Annotated in this window: 13 protein-coding genes; 1 reads left to right on the forward strand and 12 read right to left on the reverse strand. The window is 47.6% G+C overall.

Features of this window, described 5'->3' with window-relative positions; translation table 11 throughout:
* Positions 1-80: 80 nt before the first annotated feature.
* From SK066_RS22685 to SK066_RS22730, 10 genes are all read right to left on the reverse strand, one after another.
* Entirely contained in the window at positions 81-1,277 is a 1,197-nt protein-coding gene (locus SK066_RS22685; protein WP_320543127.1) for a PQQ-dependent sugar dehydrogenase, read from the reverse strand.
* Positions 1,278-1,668: 391 nt separating this feature from the next.
* Complete coding sequence (gene araA / locus SK066_RS22690; protein WP_188776007.1) at positions 1,669-3,093, reverse strand: L-arabinose isomerase; 1,425 nt, start codon at positions 3,091-3,093, stop codon at positions 1,669-1,671.
* A gap of 248 nt (positions 3,094-3,341) precedes the next feature.
* On the reverse strand, positions 3,342-4,037 hold the full coding sequence (locus SK066_RS22695; protein ID WP_320543128.1) for an L-ribulose-5-phosphate 4-epimerase: 696 nt from the start codon (positions 4,035-4,037) through the stop codon (positions 3,342-3,344).
* 17 nt (positions 4,038-4,054) lie between these two features.
* Positions 4,055-5,662: a xylulokinase gene (locus SK066_RS22700; RefSeq protein WP_320543129.1), complete on the reverse strand. Its 1,608-nt coding sequence runs from the start codon at positions 5,660-5,662 to the stop codon at positions 4,055-4,057.
* A gap of 743 nt (positions 5,663-6,405) precedes the next feature.
* The gene (locus SK066_RS22705; protein WP_320543130.1) at positions 6,406-8,124 is read right to left on the reverse strand and encodes an SAM-dependent methyltransferase; all 1,719 of its coding nucleotides are present in this window, start codon (positions 8,122-8,124) and stop codon (positions 6,406-6,408) included.
* Between the two features lie 535 nt (positions 8,125-8,659).
* Positions 8,660-11,860 carry a bifunctional cytochrome P450/NADPH--P450 reductase gene (locus tag SK066_RS22710; protein WP_320543131.1) on the reverse strand — a complete coding sequence of 1,067 codons (3,201 nt, stop codon included), beginning with the start codon at positions 11,858-11,860 and terminating at the stop codon, positions 8,660-8,662.
* Positions 11,861-12,008: 148 nt separating this feature from the next.
* On the reverse strand, positions 12,009-12,512 hold the full coding sequence (locus SK066_RS22715) for an RrF2 family transcriptional regulator (RefSeq protein WP_320543132.1): 504 nt from the start codon (positions 12,510-12,512) through the stop codon (positions 12,009-12,011).
* A 369-nt stretch (positions 12,513-12,881) separates the two neighbouring features.
* Entirely contained in the window at positions 12,882-16,952 is a 4,071-nt protein-coding gene (locus SK066_RS22720; RefSeq protein WP_320543133.1) for an S-layer homology domain-containing protein, read from the reverse strand.
* A 329-nt stretch (positions 16,953-17,281) separates the two neighbouring features.
* Positions 17,282-18,637 (reverse strand): SMI1/KNR4 family protein, encoded by a 1,356-nt coding sequence (locus SK066_RS22725; protein ID WP_320543134.1) that lies wholly within the window; start codon positions 18,635-18,637, stop codon positions 17,282-17,284.
* 130 nt (positions 18,638-18,767) lie between these two features.
* Positions 18,768-19,451: a TetR/AcrR family transcriptional regulator gene (locus tag SK066_RS22730; RefSeq protein WP_320543135.1), complete on the reverse strand. Its 684-nt coding sequence runs from the start codon at positions 19,449-19,451 to the stop codon at positions 18,768-18,770.
* 381 nt (positions 19,452-19,832) lie between these two features.
* Between SK066_RS22730 and SK066_RS22735 the strand changes: the two genes are divergently transcribed.
* Positions 19,833-21,173: an MATE family efflux transporter gene (locus SK066_RS22735; RefSeq protein ID WP_320543136.1), complete on the forward strand. Its 1,341-nt coding sequence runs from the start codon at positions 19,833-19,835 to the stop codon at positions 21,171-21,173.
* A gap of 38 nt (positions 21,174-21,211) precedes the next feature.
* Here SK066_RS22735 and SK066_RS22740 read toward each other — a convergent pair whose 3' ends face one another.
* Complete coding sequence (locus SK066_RS22740) at positions 21,212-22,222, reverse strand: reverse transcriptase family protein (RefSeq protein WP_320543137.1); 1,011 nt, start codon at positions 22,220-22,222, stop codon at positions 21,212-21,214.
* Positions 22,223-22,505: 283 nt separating this feature from the next.
* The gene (locus SK066_RS22745) at positions 22,506-22,823 is read right to left on the reverse strand and encodes a hypothetical protein (RefSeq protein WP_320543138.1); all 318 of its coding nucleotides are present in this window, start codon (positions 22,821-22,823) and stop codon (positions 22,506-22,508) included.
* Position 22,824: the final 1 nt, after the last annotated feature.

Genomic DNA, 22,824 nt, shown 5'->3' on the forward strand with positions numbered 1-22,824 from the left:
TGGGGTGTGGCAGACAACGTTACTTTATGAGTTGCGCATCCTCGCTGTATTTTGTGAACGTATTTTTTAATCATATACCATTACTTCAATTGCAGTAAGCGATCATCATTTTCGCCTGCGGAGCCACGGGAGGTATTATTGGTCAGTATATAAATATGCCCGTTATGCACCATCACATCACGCACGCGTCCGACATCGGTCAGGATATTCGTCATTTTACGAGTCGATGGATCGAATAGCTTGAGGCTCTCACCTGCCAGCGTTGCGACAAGAATCGTATCCTCTGGGGTCGCAGCAATACCGGATGGAGCAATCGCACGCGAGCCGGCAACATAGATCGGTGCGGTGATGCCTTTGGCTGTTTGCGTACCGATCACGTTCGGCCAGCCATAATTCGCACCCTTCTTAATGATATTGATCTCATCCAGCCCGGTTCGATCCGTACCACCGCCCGGAATGGCACCGCCACTTGGCCCATGATCGGCAGCATACAGCGTGCCGTCCGACGTCCACGCTAGACCTTGCGAATTACGCAGTCCATACGCATACACATATGAATTCGCAAATGGATTATCCTGCGGCACCTTGCCATCCTTGGTCATCCGTAGAATTTTGCCACCCAGACTGGAGCGATCCTGCGACAGCTCGCGTCGTCCTGTTTCACCAGATGTGCTGTACAGCATGCCATCCGGGCCGAAGGCAAGTCGTCCGCCCTCATGAATACGTCCGCCTGGAATGCCCTCCAGCAACGCCTTTTGCTCCTTCCATACCCCATTGGTCAGCTTGATCCGTACAATCCGGTTCAAGCCCTGACCATTTTGCTCATACGCATGATAAATATATGCGGTTTGATTTTTAGCAAAATCGGGATCAAGCACGAGTCCAGTCAGCCCTGCCTCACCAACAACACGTAACGGCTTGCTTGTCTGTACCTTTTGTACCGTTTGCTTCCCATCCTTCACCTGTACGATCCCACCACCACGCTGTGTAATGTAGACGGTATCTCCAGCAAACTGCATTGACCACGGAATGTCCAGCCCGGTCGCCAGCTCGGTATAGCCGCCTTGCAGTGAATCGACCAGATCGACATTTCCAGTCGTACCTGTGGTAGTCGCCGATGTACGCTCAGCCGCCATCGCTGGCTGCTCGACCTCCTCACGGACAGTCGTTTCGGTTCCAGTTTCCATCGCTTCACGTTCGGTCGCACAGGCAGACAACGGCAGGGCAAGCAGCAGCGCAGACATCACCAGCTTTGCTTTTGCATTGACATATAACATGCTGTTCCTCCTTTGGCTCTTTTTCCGTTTTTACCCAATAGTGGATACGAGGAAAAGGCATACAGCGAAATATTATGCTAGGGGGTATACAGGTACAGGTAGAAATGAGTTCCATCATGAATGCGTTGCATGACGGGTACGACTTAGGATAAGCGGAGGAGGTAGATCAAGAAGGAGGATCGAATCGAAACATAGCAAATAGAGATGCCCTCGTAAGAAGGCATCTCTATTGGAAAATCGCCGCTAGCAGCTAATTGCAACTAGTTTAAGAAGCTAGGAAACTATATAGATAAAGCTATAGATTGCATGCGGATCACATCAAGCTGTAGAACGAGATCGCTAGCGCTAACTTGAACGTTTACCTGTCTGCCTATCCTCTATATCAGCTCTATTACTTAATCACCACATACGGCAGATCGACCAGCTTCGCATACGTTACAATCTGATCGGTAGTCAGGTTCAACGATACGACGGTATGGTGACCACCGCCGTTTTCGATCCATGCTCTTACGCCGTCCTGGAAGTTCGGCTTTACCGTCCAGAGTACGCGCGCTACTGGCAGCTTCGGCGCTGGTACGGTTGGCTCGAATGCAGATACTTCATTGATCAGCAGCTTGTAATGAGTGCCAAAGTCTGCCATCGATACGACGACACCCTCGCCTGCTTTGCCGTCAAATACGAGACGTGCAGGGTCTTCGCGATCGCCGATACCGAGTGGAGATACAACAACCTTCGGCTTGTTCGCTGCCAGCGATGGATCAACCTCCAGCATATGCGATTGCAGAATCGCTTCCTGTCCAGCCGCCAGCTCGTACGTATAATCCTCCATAAAGCCTGTGTTCTGGTTGTGGCTCATAATTTTGAGCAGACGATCCAGTGCTGCGGTTTTCCAGTCGCCTTCGCCAGCAAAACCGTAGCCCTGCGCCATCAGGCGCTGTACAGCCAGACCCGGCAGCTGCTTCATACCATGCAGGTCTTCAAAGTTAGTCGTGAACGCGCTATAGCCACCACGATCCAGGAAACGTTTCAGGGCAATCTCATAGCTCGCCTGTACACGCACGCTAGCTTCCCATGCACCCTGCTCATAATCGCCATAGTCGAAGTCATACGCTTCCTTGTACTCCGCCATCAGCTCGTCAATCTCCTGCTCGGTCACATTGCCGATCTCTGCTACCAGATCGCCAATACCGAAGTAATCAACTGTCCAGCCGAACTGAATCTGTGCTTCGACCTTATCGCCTTCGGTTACGCCAACATTACGCATATTGTCGCCAAAACGAGCAACCTTAATGTTAAAGCTCTCATTGTACGCAGCCGCTACGTCCATCCAATCCGCGATCTGCTGCTGTACCTCTGGACGCTCCCAGTAGCCGACAACGATCTTGTTCTGCTTGCCCAGACGCGCATTGATAAAGCCGTACTCACGATCACCATGTGCCGCCTGATTCAAGTTCATAAAGTCCATATCGATCGTCGACCATGGAATACTTTCGTTATACTGTGTTGCCAGATGCAGCAATGGCTTTTGCAGCAGCTTGGTGCCACGAATCCACATTTTCGCTGGAGAGAAGGTGTGCATCCATGTGATTACACCGGCTACCTCATCACGGTAGTTGATCTCCTTCATCACACTGGTGATCGCTTCTGCGCTCACTGCAAGCTCTTGCAGTACGAGCGGATACGGCAATACGCCGCTGGCGTTCAGTGCATCTGTAATTTTCTGTGCGTTCGCTTTTACCTGTCCGAGTGCTTCTTCTCCGTACAGATGCTGGGAACCTACTACAAACCAGAATTGTTTGGCTGTTGTTGCTGTCATGGGAATCATCCTCTTTTCGGTGGAATTAGATATCGTTCACGCTTTGTACGATTGCTAGCTAGGATCGAGCTTGTACTTGCTTTTATGGGGGATTGCTGTTGAACTTGCTATTATCCGTATAGGTCATGCTACTTTTTAAATGGCATGCTTCATCATCTATCGCTGTACTCAAGCTTCTAGCATATGAGTACATTTGAGAATAAATCTTGTAGGCTGATTATCGTTGGTATCGCTTTACATTTTACGTTCTACTTTTGCCCGTAATACGCATCCTTGCCGTGCTTGCGCAAATAGTGCTTGTCCAGAATGCCCTGTGGCAGTTCCTTAGCAAAATGGTTCAGCTCACGCGCGTACAGATTCATTTTGCATACTTCCTCCAGCACGACGCTGTTCACGACCGCTGCGTGTGCATCCTTGCCCCATGTGAACGGTGCATGTCCATGCAGCAGTACAGCTGGAATCGCCATCACATCCAGACCACGCTGCTGGAATGTCTCGATGATCACCTTGCCCGTCTCCGCCTCATAGCCGCGATCAATCTCCGCCTGTGTCAGAAAGCGTGCACATGGTACCGCTCCATAAAACGTATCTGCATGGGTAGTGCCCATGACCGGAACATCCAGTCCTGCCTGCGCCCAGATCGTCGCCCATGTAGAATGTGTGTGCACAATACCACCGATCTGCTCATAGTGCTTGTATAGCACCGCATGGGTCGCTGTATCGGAGGATGGGCGCATCTCGCCTTCCACCACATTGCCATCCAGATCAACCACGACCATATCGCTAGGCTTCAGCTTCTCATAGCTAACGCCGCTCGGCTTAATGACAAACAAGCCACTTTCGCGGTCAACCGCACTGGCATTGCCCCATGTAAACTTGACCAGTCCATGCTTGGGTAGCTCCAGATTCGCTTCATAAACCTGCTCTTTTAGTTGCTCTAGCATTTCCGTTCCCTCCCGTTTTAGCTCAGATGCTCGACAGCCGCACGCTCAATCGCGAGCCCCTGACGATACCGCTCAATAAACTGACCAAATCCGTCCACATCTGCGGCATCCGGCTCCATGCGTTCTGCCGATACACCGCTAAATACACGTTGCTCCAGGAAATCTGCCAGCGACTGCTCACCATTTCGATTGACCTGATATGATGCCAGAAGCGCCATGCCCCATGCGCCGCCTTCACCTGCTGTCGACATGACTGATACGGGCACATTCAGCGCCGCAGCGACGATACGTTGACCGACTACCGGTGTCTTGAACAGACCACCATGCGCCAGTACCGAATCGATCGCCACCTGCTCCTGCTCGGTCAAAATGTCCATGCCCAGCTTGAGCGCACCAAAAGCGGTAAACAGATGTGTGCGCATAAAGTTCGCCAGATTGAAGCGACTTTCCGGTGTACGTACAAATAACGGGCGCCCCTGCTCCAGTCCGGTAATATTTTCGCCGGAATAGTAGCCATAGCTGAGCAAGCCACCGCCATCCGGGTCTGCCTCCAGCGCCTTGTTCAGCAGTACACTGAACAGCTGATTCGGATCGCTCTCATAGCCCATCGCGACGGCAAACTCACGGAACAAACCCATCCATGCGTTCAGATCGCTGGAGCAGTTATTCGCATGCACCATCCCAACCGGGCTACCATCCGGTGTGGTGACCATATCGATCTCCGGATACACACGGGACAGCTCATGCTCCAGCACGATCATCGCAAATACCGATGTGCCTACCGAAATATTGCCTGTCCGCTTGCGTACACTATTGGTCGCCACCATGCCTGTTCCTGCATCACCTTCCGGTGGGCAAAATGGAATATCAGCCTGCAAATCACCATCAGGATCAAGCAGCTTCGCTCCTGCTTCACTCAGCTTCCCTGCCTCCTCACCAGCCAGACGAATCGTTGGCAATAGCTGCTCCAGCGTCCACGGATAGCCTTTGCCTGCGATCTGCTGGTTGAACTGACCGAGCATCGCTGGATGGTACGCATGACTGGAATCCTCAATCGGGAACATACCGGAGGCATCGCCGATACCGATGACACGCTCACCAGTGAGCAGCCAGTGAATATAACCAGCCAATGTGTTAATAGAAGTCAGCTTAGACACATGCGGTTCTTCATTCAAAATCGCCTGATACAGATGGGCAATGCTCCAGCGCTCTGGAATATTGAATCCAAACAGCTCGGTCAACTCACGCGCCGCTACACCTGTCGTAGAATTACGCCATGTACGGAAAGGAACGAGCCATTCGCCACTTGCATCCAGTGCGATATAGCCGTGCATCATCGCTGAGAAGCCGATCGAGCCTGTCTGCTGCAAGGTCACACCATAGCGCTGCTGGACATCCTGCTTCAATTCACGATAAGCGGTCTGCATCCCTGTGATAATCAGGTCGCGATCATACGTCCAGTAGCCATCCTTCAACTGGTTTTCCCATTCATAGCTACCGGATGCAATCGTCTCAAACTGCTCATCGATCAGTACCGCCTTGATTCGAGTGGAACCGAATTCGATACCCAGCGCTGTCGCTCCGCTTGTGATCGCATCTTTGGCACTCATCTTGATGTCACTCATTATCGCGTAACTCCCTTCACTGATTCACTTTGTTAGTCCGGAGTGCGGCAAGCTTTGCTCCGTTTGGCACTGCTATGTAACTGCCATCTATAGGAGTGAGGCTATATAAACTCCGGGTTTCATTTGTGGCATATTGTATAATTTGACGTCATAAAGAATACGCTTTCTTTTTAAGGAACAGCTTTAGTATAGATATTGTACGTACATTTGTCAATTTGGAATGATTATTATACTTACAACTTGTGCGAAACTATTTTGTAAGCGTTCCAATAGTTGGGGATGAAGATAGGATGTGTGTTGAGATAGAGGATTAAAAAGGGCTATTTTTCTTGGAATAACGTGATATTTAATTGAACGATTGAATATTAGTCGAAGCTTGCTAACATGGTAATTCTGTTCGCTCTTCCCCTTATTTCCCTCGCTTATTTCGGTAAAATTCTTATGCAGACGTAGCCATCACGTACCTCACTGTGCTTTTCTTTATGTGCTAGCTTGGAGACTGTGTATGGTGCCAATTTTATATGTACGTACAAATAATCCAAGCATCGTTTCTTTCTTCTCTGTCTGTGCCAATTCTTCGTATAAACCGACTCCCTATAGTGCCGAATAAATTCTTCCATAAAAAAACCGCACCCTCGCTTGTATGCGATAGGATGCGGTTTGATCGATTCCGTTTCGATGTGTTGATTCTATCTACCTTATTAGGATTGTCAATGTAGTGTTGCTACTCCATTCGCTAGCCATCAGTCCAGCTCACCCTCGCGTAGCGCTTCCATTAACGCTTGCGCCTCGGCATGCTCTGGTTCTACGTTTAACAATTGCTCCAAATATTCACCAGCCTGCTCTAGCTCGCCAACCTCCAGACAGCAGATAGCCAGGCAATAAAATACGGTAGGCACTGTTTCTTCCTGTTCTTCTGCTACAGATTGCTGTAAATAGTGCTGAGCTTGCTCATATTGCTCCATTTCAAAAAGCAGTAATCCGGTATCGAGCGCCAGGTCGTAACGCTGTGCCATCACATAGTGGGATGACCACATGCATTCGATGCCGTGTAGCAGGTCGAGGTATTCTTCATCATTGGCTTCTGATAGCAATTCGGATAGACGTTCCGTGCTTTGAATGAAAAATTCAGCATCATAATTGCCCAATCGCCAGAAGGCAAGCCATGGTGCGAGCTCCATTTCGTCCAGACGCTCATCGACCCAGCGCTTCAAGCTGAAAAATTCATCCGGGCCAAAGCGTGCTGCTGAGCGATGGTAGGCCATACGTAGACCGGAGTAGCGTCGCGGCTGTGCGACATGCAGCATACAGCCTACATTGATGCCTGTGTAATGGTGAGGTGGAAACAGCACCTCGGCTCCCTGTGCGCCAAACACATAGCTGATCGCATGATAGTTCGCATTCAGTGAAAAGCCACCGCCGCCATGCAGTGTCAGCTCGGGCGGCTCCTCCAATCTCCAGCCTTCTAGCAGATGCTCGCCCTTATCGGCAGTGATCAGCACAAACCCTGCTGTCGACAGGCGATTCAGTCGTTGCAAGCAATCGATACTTGCCCATGGCAGCAATACATAGTTATCGTCTAATTGCTCACGATATAAGCTCAACAGATCGGCATACGGATGATCGGCCTGTTCATATTCCAGGGCATGGCGATAGGTGTATTCAATGCCAATCTCGTTCAAACGGTTCGAGGCTGAGCGTGCGCGGTCATCGATATCAGAGTCTGCCTGCCGGGAATGTAGCTCGACCTGCTCGGTCTTCTCGGACTGCTCGGACTGTAACTCGGCTTGCTGGTTCGATGATTCTGATGCCGCTGCCGTTGTAGACCCGTCTGTATCATTTTGCTCGTCTGCTGATGCTTGAATCAGCTCAATATCGGCTTCATACACATTGCCATTTTCGATGCGGATCAGCTCCTGTGGCAGACTATCGAAAAAGTAATTGGCAATCAGAACCACAGGCTCTTGCAACCCGCCTGCCTGTAGCGTCTGACCGCTTACAGCAAGCTGTAGCTCGGTATCTGCCATCGCATCAAAACGGGCAAAATCAAGCACCCCCTGCGCCACATACGTTTGTAGCGCTGGATGCTGCTGCCATGCCGCCACACTGTCTGCTGCCAGATCGGTCATCACATAGCAGAAGGACGGCAAGTCTTCGATCACTTCATCACGTACACGGCATAGCTCGTGCAAAATATGCCCTGCCAGACGTCCAGCGCCTGCACCAATCTCTACGATGTAGATCGTCTCCTCTGCACCGCCCTGCTGCTGGCGATCCAGTAAAAAGGCAACAATCATATCCGCATACGCCGCCGCGATCATCGGATTACTTGTGACGTATTGCGGTATCCCATCATTGCGCCACGCATCCAGACCTTCCTGCTCATAATATTCACGCAGCAGCTCCCAGATCGGAGCCTCGCTAAAGCGATATCTATTTCGATCATTCGATAATTCGTTCATTGTTTATGTCCTGCTTTCCTAAAATAAGTCGTTTTGCATAGGGGAAATGACACCTATCCATGCTCTCTCCATCATACTACAACGCACCCAGATGCCCTAACAGATTCATACTTTGATCGAAAGCTACCAGATTAGAACAGATGGATAGCTGTTCTTTATGAATGGTATGACTCTTGTAAGCTTAATCAGCTCGATGTGTCTGGATTTCTAATTTACTTCTCGTTTACGATCTGCCGACCTCCTCATAACCCCTGATCACGGCTTACAAAGAGCAGATATTCCCCTAGGATTTCCTGTTGTCTGAATGGCAAATTACCTGATAATTAGAAACGCCCAGTCAACTCGCTCCCAGCCAAAAAACGGGCAACCCTGTATATAGGTTGCCCGCGTTATTAGCTACATTTTTTTACTCATAGAAAAAATCGAATCATGCACATAGCACATCTATCATTGCTCGGTATGATCTTTTCCATAATCATCTGCATGCGGCGATACCGATCAGAGCGACATACCTGCTCTATCCATCTGCTCGCGTTTACACGCCAGCCCATACGTCCTTCACATAACGACCTTCCTGCTGTAGCGTATCCAGCCAGATCGCCGCTTCCTGTTCATTCTTACCATAACGCGAACGATATGCCGCACGTAACGCTTGCTCCACATCCGGTGCCATACGTGTACCATCTCCGCAAATGTACAGCATGCCGCCGCGTTCATTCAGTACGTCCATAATCTGCTCAGCATTTTGCGCCATCAGATGCTGTACGTACGTCTTGTCCTGCTCGGTTTCACGCGAAAAGGCAGTATGCAGCGAGACGATGCCATTCGCCGCGTAATCCTCCAGCTCACCGCGATACAGGAAATCCGCCGCATTGCGACAGCCAAAATACAAATGTGCCTCGCCCAGCTGCTGTCCTTCTTGCTGCATCGCAGCCCGGGCCTGTAAAAAGCCGCGGAATGGAGCAATCCCGGTGCCCGGGCCAACCATCACGAGCGGAACCTGTAGGTCTTCTGGCAAATGGAAACCAGATTCTGGCGTGCGCACGAATACGGGAATCTGTTCCTGGGGCGCGCGTTCTGCCAGATAGTTCGAAGCAATCCCTTTGTACATGCCTGAGCCTGTACGTGCAGGTGCATGAACAACGGCAACCGTGATGCTCACCCGATCTGCCGCTTGCTTCGGCGAGCTAGAGATCGAATAGTATCGAGGCTTCAAGGCAGGTAACAGCTCTAAGAAGCGCTCAAATGGCATTTCACACGCCATATATTTTTCTAGCAGATCGAGCATCGTGACGCGCTTATACAGAATCTCGCCGTAATATTGATCTTCCTGTAGCATCCCCTCCAGCTCACGCTTATGCGGTGGACATACCGTATACGCAGCCAGCTCACGAAGCTGGGCACGGCTGGCTGGCTCCTGTAGCTCCACACTGGAAGCGAGCAGCTCACGAAGTTGCACCGGACGATCCAGTGGCAGATGCCCTGCACTCAAGCTACTTGCGGTCAGCACCACCTGAGCCTCCCCTTGCAAACGGAAGCGTTGCAGGACACGCTGCACCAGCTCAGTAGGATTTTGCGGCAAGACGCCTAGATGATCGCCTTCATGGTATTGGATATGTTGTGGCAGCTGTAGCTCGATATGACGGGTGCTGCGTCCGCTATCTGCATGCTGTAGCTCACGATTGTCCAGCACGGTTGCATACACCGCTTCGTAGGAGGAAGCGAGTGGTGCGCCTGCCACATTGCTCACAAATTGCAGACTGAGTGCTGCACGCTCCTGTGCCGCATCGGCGTTGAATCGCAAGCCAAATGCCTCAATCGCATCCGCCCACATCGTCTGCTTCCAATCCTCCAGCTGCTTCTCAAAGTCACCACTCGCATCGCCCTCACCACGAGGCGAGAAGCGCGTAGCTCCCTTTCGCTCCATTTGCTCATCGATAGCACGCGGCACCTGCTGATACGTGCTCGCCCAGTTGCGATCGCCACAGCCGAATACGCTATACGTCACGCCCTCTAGCTCGCCCTCCTCGACCTGCTCCAGCCATTGGAGAAATTGAACGGCATTCGTCGTCGGCTTGCCATTGTACGAGGAAGCAACGATCACAAGCGCGCCCTCACGCGGTAGATCACCTACGCGATCATTCAGCGTTGCCACTTCACTTCGTACACCGTGCAGACTCGCTGTATCTGCCAGCGAACGCGCAATCGACTCCGAGGTGCCCATATTGGAGCCGTATAGCACGACCAGTGGACGATCATTCAAGCCGCTTAATGCTCCCCGTCGTTCCTGCGCCTCGCCCTGCTCCTTAGCTGCTTCGGCAGTAGTAGCTGTAGCCTGCCCAGCTCCACCCAATGCAGGCACATGACCGGTACGCAGCTTCGGACGAATCGTAAATTGATCCGGCTTGAGCGTGAGGGTTTGCTTGATTTTCAGCTCATATTCTCCGTTAAACGACAGATCAAAATGCTTCAAAATCATTCCCATCACCAGCACCGCCTCATGCAGAGCAAACTGCATCCCGATACATGCACGCTGCCCGTTACCAAATGGCTTGTACGCATGAGCTGGAATCTTCGACGGATCGGCAAAACGCTCTGGCTTGAACTCATCCACATCGTCGCCCCATGCCTCTTTGTCCCGATGCAGCTCGGGTAGGATCACACGAATCTCATCGCCCTTGGTAAGTGGATATTGACCACCAATGATCGTATCCTCTTTGGCGTATAGACCGAAGGCTGGTGCGGTCGGCCAGAGTCGCAAGGATTCGTTCAGCACCATCCGTACATACGATAGCTGCAATACCTCCTGATAGGTTGGCACATCACCGCTAATGACGCGCTCTGCTTCGGCTCTTGCCTTTTCCAAAACGGCTGGATTTTTCAGTAGAAAATACGTCGCAAACGATAGCAGTCCACTCGTCGTTTCATGCCCGGCAATCAGGAATGTAATCATCTGGTAGCGAATATTTTCATTATCCAGCGTCTCGCCTGTTTCTGGATCAGCCGCACCAAGCATACGTGCCAGCAGATCGGTTTCCCCTTGATCACCCTGCTGCTGACGATCGGCAATGATCTTATCCACGAGCGAGAACATCGACTCGATATCCTCCTTGTACTGCTTGCGCTTGGCGACCATCAGCTTGCTTTGCAGTGGCGAACGAGTCGTCGCATGCATCGCTTCGTCCAGCGCACGCACCATGCTCTGAATAAATGGATTCGCTTCCTCGCGGTAAAAGCTATTGAATCGATAATTAAACCCACACAAGCCGATCGTATCCAGCGTCAGCCGTGTCATATCCTCCGGCACATTGATCGCTTCATCCGGGTTCAAGCGCGCCCATTTCTGCACCAGTTGCAGTGCAATATCGCTCATCATATCGTGATAGCCCTTCATCGCCTGCTGGCTAAAGGCTGGCATCAAAATGCTATGGGCTTTGCGCCAGTTCGGCTCATCCGTCCGACTGGTAAACAGTCCATCCCCAGCAAAATCACGCACTCGCTGAAGTGATCCATCAATACTTTTGTCAAAACGCTGCTCATCCTCAAGCTCCTTCATCAGCTCTTGCCCCGTCACAATAATAATGGAATGCCCACCCATATGCTGGAACCGATAGATTGGCCCATACTCACGAGCCAGCTCGCTCAGCGAAAGGGTTGGGGTATCCCGGTCAAGCAGCGGAATGCTGCCCAGCGGTCCAAAGGTTTTCGTTTGCGGAATTGATGTATTTTTTGCCATGTTGTTCGTACCTCCCGATTAATGATGACAGTGTGTAGATTGGTTTCGTTTCGGTTACGCAGCGATTAACGGCGGTGTGATGTATCATCTTCATTTCATAACGAGCATGATCATGCTCTGGAACAGTAACGTAAACACACAATAGCGATCAGGACATGCGCAGTCCGGTTGTGTTAAGCCATTCACGCAAGGTGGTGGTATTCCAATTCAGCGTGGAATGATCGTCGCCCATCGCTTCCTCCATCATGCTTGCCAGTGTGAAGCTAGCGAAATATTGCTTGAGTAGCGCATCCGCTCCAGCAAATACGTTGTTCAGCAGCTCCACGCCGCGTTCCACATACGTACCATCCTGAAAAATATTGCGCATTAATCCACCATCCTCATACAGCGCAAGCTCGCCCTCCATCGCTTCGATAATGTGTAGCAGCGTAATGTCCTCTGCGGCACGTCCCAGCGATAGCCCGCCATTGTTACCCGGTGCTGAACGAATAATGCCTTGTAGCACCAGCTTGCGTGTAATTTTGCGAAAATAGGAGCGAGATACGCCCAGAATATCGCTAGCTCGGTCAGAGGATAGCGGTACACCGGGCTTCTGCGTAGCAAGTAAGACGAGCACACAGATCGCCTGCTCCAGACTTGGATTGAATTTCAAAAGCACCAACCTCCTTGTATGGCTTCTTGTATAGCCTGCTGTCTAAGGGAAAGGTGATCTCCCTCTTGATGGTGTAGCTTGATCGAATGGTAGCTTCATTATCACTTTCAAATTGGATAATCGATATCCACATTGAATGTTGTATTTCTATTGTAAATCTCATCCAGAACGCATTTCAAGTTTACGCATCAGTAACCCTGTCGGATCGGATGCACGCAAAAAAGCCTTTCTCCCGGCATCTACCGAGAGAAAGGCTTTTGCATAAATATACGTTTTTAGTTCATACTCACTGCATAAATCCTGCATATTTTCTATGTCTACTTATGCTATCGAATTTATGATCTGTGTCCTCTAAAATGGAGTGTTACATTACGATGGAGTGGTACCATCGATCAGCTTGGCTTGCATCAGCAGACGCTGTACAATCGCGGCTGTCTCTGCACGACTCAAATGCTGAGTCGGTGCCAGACCTTTGGAATTGCCTTGCACAAGACCGCTTTGTACCGCGGTAGCCACTGCATCCTGTGCCCACGCTGCTACAGCAGCATGATCAGCAAAAGGTGCAAGCGTGCTTGCTGTATCGGCTGTTTTCGTATCGAGCTTAGCTAGCTTCATCGCACGAGTAAGCATCACTAGCGCTTCTTGACGCGTCACTGTGCGATCAGGCCCAAAGCTACCATCTGCATAGCCCTGGATCAGACCATAGCGAGCGGCCTGAGCCACTGCACCCGCATACCAATCCGATGCGTTCACATCGTTAAAGGTAGATCCACTACCGTTCTCTGCCAGTCCAAGCGCACGTACCATAATTGCTGCCAGCTCGGCGCGTGTCACCTCTGCATTCGGGTTGTAATGATCGGCATCCACACCGTTCACAATCATACGCGATGCCATGTCATTGACCGCTTGCTCTGACCATTTACCGCTCACATCAGCAAATGTTTTCGGATGCCAGATCAGCGAATAATCGCTATTGGTCAAGCTGTTGATCACCGCATAGAACTTGCCATCACGCGAAGTGATGAAGGTTGGTACATGGTGTACCGTGCCATCTGCATTTTGTACAACAGCAGTCGTCACTTTAGATGGATCAACACCGTCTGGTAATGGGATCTCGCGCTCAACATATTGATTGAATTGATCCACATTGACGGTTTTGCCGCCGTAAGAAGCGGACACTTCAAAGGAAATCGGCTTCGTCACCAGTGTATAGTTTTTCTGCGACGCCGATTGCTCTGCTTGCTGCGTGACAGCCGTCGAGCTGGTACCAATGGCTACATGAATTACGATATCCGCCAGCTTCACGGCAGAACCGAGATTTTGAGATACCTGATCGACATTCACCTGATCGGCAGGCAGACGATAGGTACCACTGGCTGTCTGTACTTCCATAATGGCTTGCTTGTTTTCCATCGCTTTGACCGTTTCACCTGTCAGCACGACAGCTACCTGTTGAATATTTTTGTCTGCAACAGGAACGACGATAACAGGCTGTCCCGATGATTGCTGCAAACGATCTGCCAGCTTCGCAGGATCAATCGTCGCGGTCATCGTTGTGCGTCCATTCGTCGTCGTTGTGGCACCATTTGCAATCTGGTCATACGTCTTGCCATCTACGACAACACGCAAGCCTGGATTGGTCGGTGGTGCTGGTGTTGTTGGTGTAGTAGTGGTTGGATTGGCTGTACCTCCACCACCTCCACCGGAGCTACCACCAGACGAGCCAGAACCGGAATTGCTGGAATTGTTAGAGCTATCTTTTGCACGATTCACTACGATAGTGTACGTACGCAGATTGCCATCTTTATCTGTAACAGTTACCGTGATTGTGCTTGTTCCGACAGCCAGCTGCAAATCTGGCGAAGAACTACCACCGAATAATGGATACGGCCCGGCTACAACCCCTCCTGTAGCGCCGTATACACTGGCGGTGACGGTACCATATACCGAATCCGTTACGCTTGCTTGAACATTCAGACTTTTCACGCTATTGCCTACATTCGCCGTATACTGTGTAATATCTGGCGAGAAAGCAGGGCTTAATTCCAGTGGAGCAATCGAAAGCTTGTTCAGTGCTGGCGTGCCTGACTGTGGTGCTTGTGCCAGCATCGCTGTCATTTCATTGGAGATTGGACTGTCCTCTGCCTTTGTTGCCGCCTTGATGACGAAGTAGTAACGCACACCTGGCGTCAGTCCAGTTACTTTGACTTGTTTTGCGGTTCCATCTAAAAATTGATAAGGTGGCCCATACATACCGGAGATGGAAGAGACGAATACTTCATAGGCAATAGCGTTATTTACAGGTTCCCATGAGAGTGTCACGTCATTCTGAGTAACGATTGGTTCATTCTGTACAGGAGCAGGAAGCTTGCCACTGACTGCAATTTGTGCCCAGCCTTTAATGACATCCTCATCACTCACCTGTACGACATACACATATTGATTGGACGTTGCAGGGAATGGCGTGCCCAGATCGACAAATTGAGTGTAGCCTAAATCTGTTGCCTTTCTACCTGTCGCTGGACGCTTATAATCGTTAGGTCCACCTACTGCAAACTTATACGTATACGAATCAGGCAATGCCGCAATCTTAGCCGTATTCGGAATGTCACCCGGTTTAACAATAATATTGCTTAGTACAGGTACAGCCTGAGCAACCAGATCAGGGATGATCGGGAAGTCATTCCAGCGCACAATGTTATCACCTGCAAGCTGTACAATCGTCAGATTCGTATTGTTACCGACCTCAATATCCTGATCACGCTGCAATGGATTGGTGTAGATTGTATTGGTATCGCCTACTAATGGACGTTGCAGCACACCATTAATCGAAAATGTATACTTATACGCGAATTCAGGTGGCAAATTCGCAATTCGAATCGTTCCCGGCTGGCTTCCCGGTACGATCGATGGCCCTGTCAGCAAAGAAACCTGTTCCGGAATCGTCACACTCACCTCGGACGAGTATGGGCTTTGCCCCTCCATCGTAGTTGCTTTTATCGCAAAATAATACGTTTTACCTGGCTCTAGATCCTTTACGGTATATACACCATCTGTATTGCCTACTGTCGCTACAGGTGTCGTATCGTACACACCAGATTGAGTACCTTTGTAAATGGTATATTCGGATACCGAGGCATCCAGTGTCCAGCTCAGCTTCGCAGATTGCCGATCACGCAGAACCTGTACGCCAGTTGGCGCAGGGATCGACGGAGCAGGTGTGAAGATTGCTGCTCTTACTCTTGATAGGTCGGAAAAGAACATGTAGATGAGTTTGCCGCTTGGATCAGGGATAAGCGTCGGAGTCGAACCATCAATGCTCTGACCACTTAATCCGCTACTCGCATCTGTCCACGTCATACCATCATATAAAGCCGCTTTAAGGCTACTGCCCTCTACCCACTGTACCAGTAACTGATTATCCACTGTAGATAGAATCGGCTGACCGCCTCCCTTGTTTGCGTTTGTAGGTACTACGCTATCCCCTACGGGTTGCCATGTATCACCATCATACGCTTTTAGACGAATCGCTAATGAGCCATTGGTCCACGCTGCATATAGCTTGCCTTTATATTCCTTTAATGACAGGGAAACCTGTGATTGTGTGATCGAATCGGCAATACCTGCGTTACCCGATACATTGACCCAGTTTCCATTTGCTGTACGTTTCGTTACCACTACATAGTTGGAGTATGGAGCACTCGCAAGTGTCTCTGTCCACCCCATATAGAGTGAGCCATTATAAGTCGCAAAGACAGGAGTACCTACATTTGAATTCGGTTGAAATGAAGAAAGTGGCTGATCATCAACCCACGATGTTCCTGTATATCTTTTCAATTTATTCACATAACCTGTACCGTTAAACTCTGTATACGAAGCATACAAGTCTCCGTTGTAAGAAACGAGTGCAAAATAACGTGTATTCAATGTTGTGCTAGGGCCAGCTACTGGACCACCGGATAATGACGTCCATGTGCCGTTTTGTAGTGTTTTGACATAGATGCCTTTATTGTTACCTGTACTTTGTTCATACCAGATTGCATAAAGTGCATTGTTATGAACAACAAGTGCTGGACTGCTTGCTGTTTGGTTATTATCGATATTAAGTCCAGTTCCACCATCCGCCGCTTCCCAGTTTCCATTAACCTGGGTCATGACACGAACACGAGAAGTATTACTTCCAAACATTACATAAATGGATTCGATAAAAGTCACATACAACTGACCATTTAACATCACTGCACTCGAACCACGATAATTCGCATTGTTTGAAGATGGATTACTCTTAATCCCACCATTATCAATAAATTGCCAGATCCCCGGCGTAATTGGAGTCGCCCCAGCCTGATGAGGTGCGACCATTCCAATCATCAGCAACAAGACGACAAAGCTGTTTATGACCTTTTGTCCCCGTTTTCTGAATAAAGCAGAAATACTCATTCCATTTCCCCCTTGAATGACTACATAGATATTGCAGACATTGTAACAGGGTACCACTCAACATTTTCTCAACAATTACAGGTAAAAAGGTCTAAAAAGCATAAAAAAGTAAGTATTTTTACCTATTTTTTCGAAAATAAGCGACAAAATAAAAAAAGATGCGCTACAATGGCGCATCTTACAAGGATAAAATGGATCGCTTACAGCTATATAAAGAGGATAAACACTCAGATCACCTTACTATCGATCATAACGTTGAAATGGAAACTCTAACAACGATGTGGAGGAGCAACGATCGCCCTGCTTATTTAGGTGTAACGAGAACTTCATTAACTCCGCTCAAAATAATCCTCTGGCAACCCAAGCTTCTGTAAACCCTCTCTAAACGTCACACTAAAGGTAGGATGGTTCCGATACTCTTCCTGCCACATCGCTGCATAAAAAGGCAACAGCCGCTCATGCGGAATCATGCCCCAGTACATGACGATCTGCTGACGTAGCTGAGGTGAAGCATTCAGTATGAACTGCTCCACTAGCTCGATATCTCGCTCCTTATCTACGCAATCGCGCGTGGCATATATCGCCGCTAATTGTATCTCTTCATCCGAGCTACGTAGCACATGCTCATAGTCCCGCAACGTCACACCAGGCTCCTCATGTAAGATATATCCGGCAAAACGAAGTGCTTCCGCCTGCTCAATCCGATCCAGCTGCTTCATAATGATCGGTACGAATTCGGCTGTAGGATAGTTCTCACGCGAATGATACACCATCTGTAGCCCTAGCAGTAAGTCATCCGCATCGCCAGAGGTTAGAAGCTGTAGCACATACGGCTTGCCCTGCTCTGGTGTATTTTTATAAATTAATCGAATCGCTATTAATCGATGCTCACGCATGACAGTCCCCTGCTCGCTGGCACCCCTCGCTACTAGATGATGTAGAAAATCTAACCCCTCTGGCGATAGACTTTTAAACTTAAACATCGCCTGTAGCGCATCCGCTTGGATGTGCTGTTCGGCTGTATGCTGATATGTATGTAGCAGCGTCTGTTCATCACCCGGCATACGCGCGCCAAACCAGCCCCGATGATAGTCCAGCAAAAACTCGTCCAGCCAGCGCTCATACCAGTCCAGAAAGGTGAGATCGTAAACGAAGAAAAACGGAGCATCCTCATAAAAGTCATTCGTATATACGATTCTACCGCGATATTCCCCATCCAGTACGAGGTACATATCATAGTCACAGCCCTGTGTGCCAATACATAGCATACCGCCGAGAATCTGACTGCTCGTCTGCTCATACTGCTCGTCGGAAATATCCTCATCCCAGATGAGCGGTGCAATCAACTGATTCCATTCTGCTTTGGGCATGCGTGGACGCAGAATCGCCTGTAACGATAGCGCAAGCGGCTCTGTATACGAGGTCGCTTCTTCCAGCGAATAGATGCCATAATACGGGCCTGCTCCGCCATTACCGATCTCTAGCAGAAACTGAGCAAAGGGCTCAGGAAGTACGAGTCCATGCTCTCTCTGCCACTGTTCAAGCTCCGCCTGCGAGAGAACCGGGTCCATCTGATATTCATGCGAGCTGGAGCCAAATTCCGTAAATTCGGTGTCCTGAGCCTTGACGAGCTCTAGCTTGCGCTTGATCGCATGGAGCTGGGCTTGCATATCATTCGTGTTCATCTGTCATGTTCCTTTCTTCAAGGGGATGGAATAAACCTTATTTATGTTGCCAGCGATGATACATGCGTCTGGCTATAGCCTTACACCTTTCCCGCTTAAAACCAACCGTACACCTTCTGCTACGAATACTCTACTTAGCATCCTTCTCTGCAATAATCTGTTCAATCCCCAGCAGAATAACACGTAGCCCGAATTCAAACGCATGATCGGACCCCATCAGCTCAAATAATTGCTGTGTGTACATGCGGCGAAATAATGACGTGTCCTCATCATTCATCTTATCCATTATACCGAGCATCTCATCATCCAGCTCCGCATGCCGCTGTTCTGAAATCGCCTCCGCATTGCGCTCCTGCTGATAACGATCCAGCACGAAAAATAGCACAAAATTCGCCAACGTCGTCACCGCCTGCATCTGCTCATCCGGCTCCAGCGGCGTGTCCTCTACACAGCGTAGCATATAGTTCGTAAACCGGATCATATCCGGCTCGAACGGCATCGTCACCATCATCATCTGAGTGGAACACGGATACTGACTGAGCACACGGCGCATCGTCACCGCTAGCTCGGTAGAGCGTTCCTTCCAATCGCCCTGACTCTGGCACTGCTCTACGATTAGCTTGGATACCTGATTCGCCAGTCCCTGATACAGATGCTGCTTGCTTTTGAAATGCCAGTAAAGGGACGGTGCCTGAATTCCTAACCGATCAGCAAGTCGGCGCATACTGAGCTTTTCGATGCCATCCTCGCCCAGCAGCTCCCATGATGCCTCCAAAATTTTATCCTCTGAAATTTGAGGCTGTTGTTTTTTCATATGAATTCGTCCTTTAATTTGCGATTTATCTAACACTGTAAGTTTATGCTTTACTTTTGATTATTCTCATGATACCATCTAACACTGTAAGGCACAAACTAACAGTGTTAGATTATAATTGTCATTATAGAGATAGCTGTTTTTTGTACATCGTTTACGTTTAGTCGTTGCTGAGTCAATCTGCGATTCTTTTCATTGATTTTAAATCGATTTTTGGTTTTTGGTTGTTTTGGTTTTTTAGTTTTTGAGTGTTTTCAGTTGATTTAGTTATTCATCATGTTATAAGCCACTATGACTCGTTATTGTTTGCATTTCCCGTCCTACGTTGTCGTCCATTTGCTTCGTTCTATACTTATATCCTCAACAGAAAGCAGTGATCCTATGGATACTCAAAACCTGCATTATTTTGAAAAAGCTCCGATTGCCAAGGCTGTTGCTCACTTCGCCGTTCCGATGATGCTAGGCACGTCGATGAGTGTTATTTATTCTATTTTGAATGCTTATTTTCTAGGGACGCTTCACAATACGTCGATGCTCACTGCGCTGGCGCTGACGTTGCCCCTGTTCGCTATCATTATGGCACTCGGCAATCTGATCGGCATGGGTAGCGGTACGTTTATTTCACGTCTACTCGGCGAAAAGAGATATGACGATGCCAAGCATGTATCGTCGTTCGCCTTTTACAGCAGTCTGTTATTCGGTATACTCGTTATTTTGATTGGCTTGCCGATGATCGACTCCATCGTAGGTAGTCTGGGTGCTACCGCAGAATCGTTTGCTTATACGAAGGATTATGTAACGGTGATGCTGCTCGGATCACCTGTTGTCGTTTTGTTTTTCACGCTGGAAAATATCGTGCGCTCGGAAGGCTCAGCGATTACGTCAATGGTCGGCATGATGCTGAGTGTGGTCGTCAATATCGTGCTGGACGCGCTGGCGATCTTCGTGCTGCACTGGGGCGTGATCGGTGTCGCTACAGCAACCGTGCTCTCCAATCTTGTTGCCTGCGCCTTTTATACGCATCATCTGGGGCTGAAAAGCTCGTTTCTAACCGTCTCGATTCGCTGGTTCAAGATTAGCAAGGAAATTCTAAGTAATGTGTTCAAAATCGGTGTGCCTGTATTTGTGATGAGTGTCTTTCTCGGTGCGATGTCGCTGATCTTTAACTATTTCCTGATTGAATATGGCGATAGCGCGGTGGCGGCGTATGGGATTTCATCGCGTTTGATGCAATTTCCGGAGTTTATACTGATGGGATTGTGCGAAGGGGTCGTGCCGCTCATCGCCTTCTCGTTTACCGCGAATCTATTACGAATGAAGCAAACGATTGGCTTTACGATCAAGGCGATTGTGGCGATGGCTATCGTATTTGGCATGGTGGTGTATATCGTGTCGGATCATCTGATCGGCTTATTTACGAATGATCCGCAGCTGATCATGATGGGCAGCTATATTTTACATGTAACGTTTCTATCGCTGTTCATTACGGGCGTGACAACACTCGTGATTGGTATTTTCCAGGCGACCGGACAGGGTACAGCGGCGATGATCATGTCGGTCATTCAAGGCGTAACGCTCATTCCGGTATTATTCGTAGCCAATCAGTTAAATGGCTTTCACGGGGTGATCTGGTCGCTCGTTATTGCGGATGCGGTAGCATTTCTTGTTGGGCTAATACTAGCATACAAAATACGTAGACATATACAAATAAGAACAGTCTAGATATCAAGAAGAGATATAAATTTAGTATAGATTAAAAATTAATAATTCCAACTAATTTCGCTAAGCTCTTTTAAAAACTTCTCTCCTTCTTCTTCTTCAATCATTTTTATAAAATTCGCCATACCGTATAAATGTTCTTTATAGTAAGATCTTTCTATAGCATTTATTCTTTGTAAGTGGCTATAAACACCAAACTTCTTAGCATAGTAAATTTGTTTGCTAAGATATACTTTGTATTTTTTTTTAACTTTGACAGAATCGCTTACTATAAGACCTGTAATTTCTTTGTGAGGATTATTATCTTGCACTCGTAACTTACTTAGATTAATTTTGAAGTCTTCTTCTTTTATAATATTAGTAATTGAAGGTATCAAACCTTTAATATTATGATTCCCAGAAAAGGTAATATCATCGGCATATCGTGAATATTTAAATCCTAGGTTATGAACTAGAGCTTCTAATCTTTTATCTAATTGAATACAAGAAATATTAGCTAAAAAGGGACTTGCAGGACTTCCTTGTGGTAAAAATCCGTTATAAGAACATAATTTCGCTAAACAATATGAAACTTCTTTAGTATATCCACTATTATAGAATATTCTAAAAATTTTTTTGAGTTCTATATTTGGAAAAAAATTTTCTAAATCGAAATTAATAACTACTGATTGATTTATATGTAAAATAGCATTATCTTTAATACTTTTATTAGGTACAAAGCCAAAAGCTGCGGGATGTATATAATAACAATACAGTATATTATCCAATATCCATCTTTGAAGCTCTTTTAAATGAAAACTAGGCATCAGAATTTCTCTTTTTTTACCATTCGATTTTAAAATATAATTTTTTTTATAAAATTTATCTGTATTAAGCATATAGTAATTTAATTTATTTTCTTCTATACCCATTAAAAGACTTAAATGTCTTTTATCAAAAATAACTGGCAGTCCATTATTTAATAAATTTCCAGCATAATTTAAGCATAGTTCCTGATACTTTATACCGTAATTTTCTTCTTGTAATCTCTTCTCAAGCTTTTTGATATCCATCAAATCTACCTTTCTAAATGGGGTCGGCAAATCCTACCGAGTTTAGTTTTAAGTTCCTATATTTAAGATTCTAAATAAGTAACAACTTGAAAATGATAATTAAATATTCAATAATTTATAGCTAAACATTTTTATAACAATTCATCAATTGTAACCTATTTGATGAGCAAATTTATTTGCTCTGGCAGTCTTGACGCATTTTCGAGACTGCCAGAATCGATAAAGAAACATTAATAATGGTAGCACTTGCTACCAATCTAGGAGTTTGCCGACTAAATTTATACTACTTCATTTTCTTATCAAATCCAATAGGAATGTATATATCTTCAAAAGATAGTTTTTTAGCATTTAGAATGCTACGATCATCAAAGGCATTATAATAATCAACATTTTCCATCCCATAATCTTCAAGTAATTCTTTTCCTTTTTGAGATAATTGATAATAATCATGCAAAATTATTAATTTTTCACGATTTAATTGTTTGAGTATTTGTTCAACTTGAAAATTACTTAATCCAAAATTTTTACTCATTTCGTTATAGGAATAGCTCATTTTTACTGTATTAAGATAAACTAAAAGGAGTACTTTTTTGTAGTCCATC

It is taken from the genome of Paenibacillus hunanensis (genome assembly GCF_034055775.1).
GTDB lineage: Bacteria > Bacillota > Bacilli > Paenibacillales > Paenibacillaceae > Saccharibacillus > Saccharibacillus hunanensis.

Bases quoted from the DNA above. Each gene is read 5' to 3' on its own strand.
- SK066_RS22685 (WP_320543127.1), bottom strand. From the start codon at position 1,277: ATGTTATATGTCAATGCAAAAGCAAAGCTGGTGATGTCTGCGCTGCTG.
- araA (WP_188776007.1), bottom strand. From the start codon at position 3,093: ATGACAGCAACAACAGCCAAACAATTCTGGTTTGTAGTAGGTTCCCAG.
- SK066_RS22695 (WP_320543128.1), bottom strand. From the start codon at position 4,037: ATGCTAGAGCAACTAAAAGAGCAGGTTTATGAAGCGAATCTGGAGCTA.
- SK066_RS22700 (WP_320543129.1), bottom strand. From the start codon at position 5,662: ATGAGTGACATCAAGATGAGTGCCAAAGATGCGATCACAAGCGGAGCG.
- SK066_RS22705 (WP_320543130.1), bottom strand. From the start codon at position 8,124: ATGAACGAATTATCGAATGATCGAAATAGATATCGCTTTAGCGAGGCT.
- SK066_RS22710 (WP_320543131.1), bottom strand. From the start codon at position 11,860: ATGGCAAAAAATACATCAATTCCGCAAACGAAAACCTTTGGACCGCTG.
- SK066_RS22720 (WP_320543133.1), bottom strand. From the start codon at position 16,952: ATGAGTATTTCTGCTTTATTCAGAAAACGGGGACAAAAGGTCATAAAC.
- SK066_RS22725 (WP_320543134.1), bottom strand. From the start codon at position 18,637: ATGAACACGAATGATATGCAAGCCCAGCTCCATGCGATCAAGCGCAAG.
- SK066_RS22730 (WP_320543135.1), bottom strand. From the start codon at position 19,451: ATGAAAAAACAACAGCCTCAAATTTCAGAGGATAAAATTTTGGAGGCA.
- SK066_RS22735 (WP_320543136.1), top strand. From the start codon at position 19,833: ATGGATACTCAAAACCTGCATTATTTTGAAAAAGCTCCGATTGCCAAG.
- SK066_RS22740 (WP_320543137.1), bottom strand. From the start codon at position 22,222: ATGGATATCAAAAAGCTTGAGAAGAGATTACAAGAAGAAAATTACGGT.
- SK066_RS22745 (WP_320543138.1), bottom strand. From the start codon at position 22,823: ATGGACTACAAAAAAGTACTCCTTTTAGTTTATCTTAATACAGTAAAA.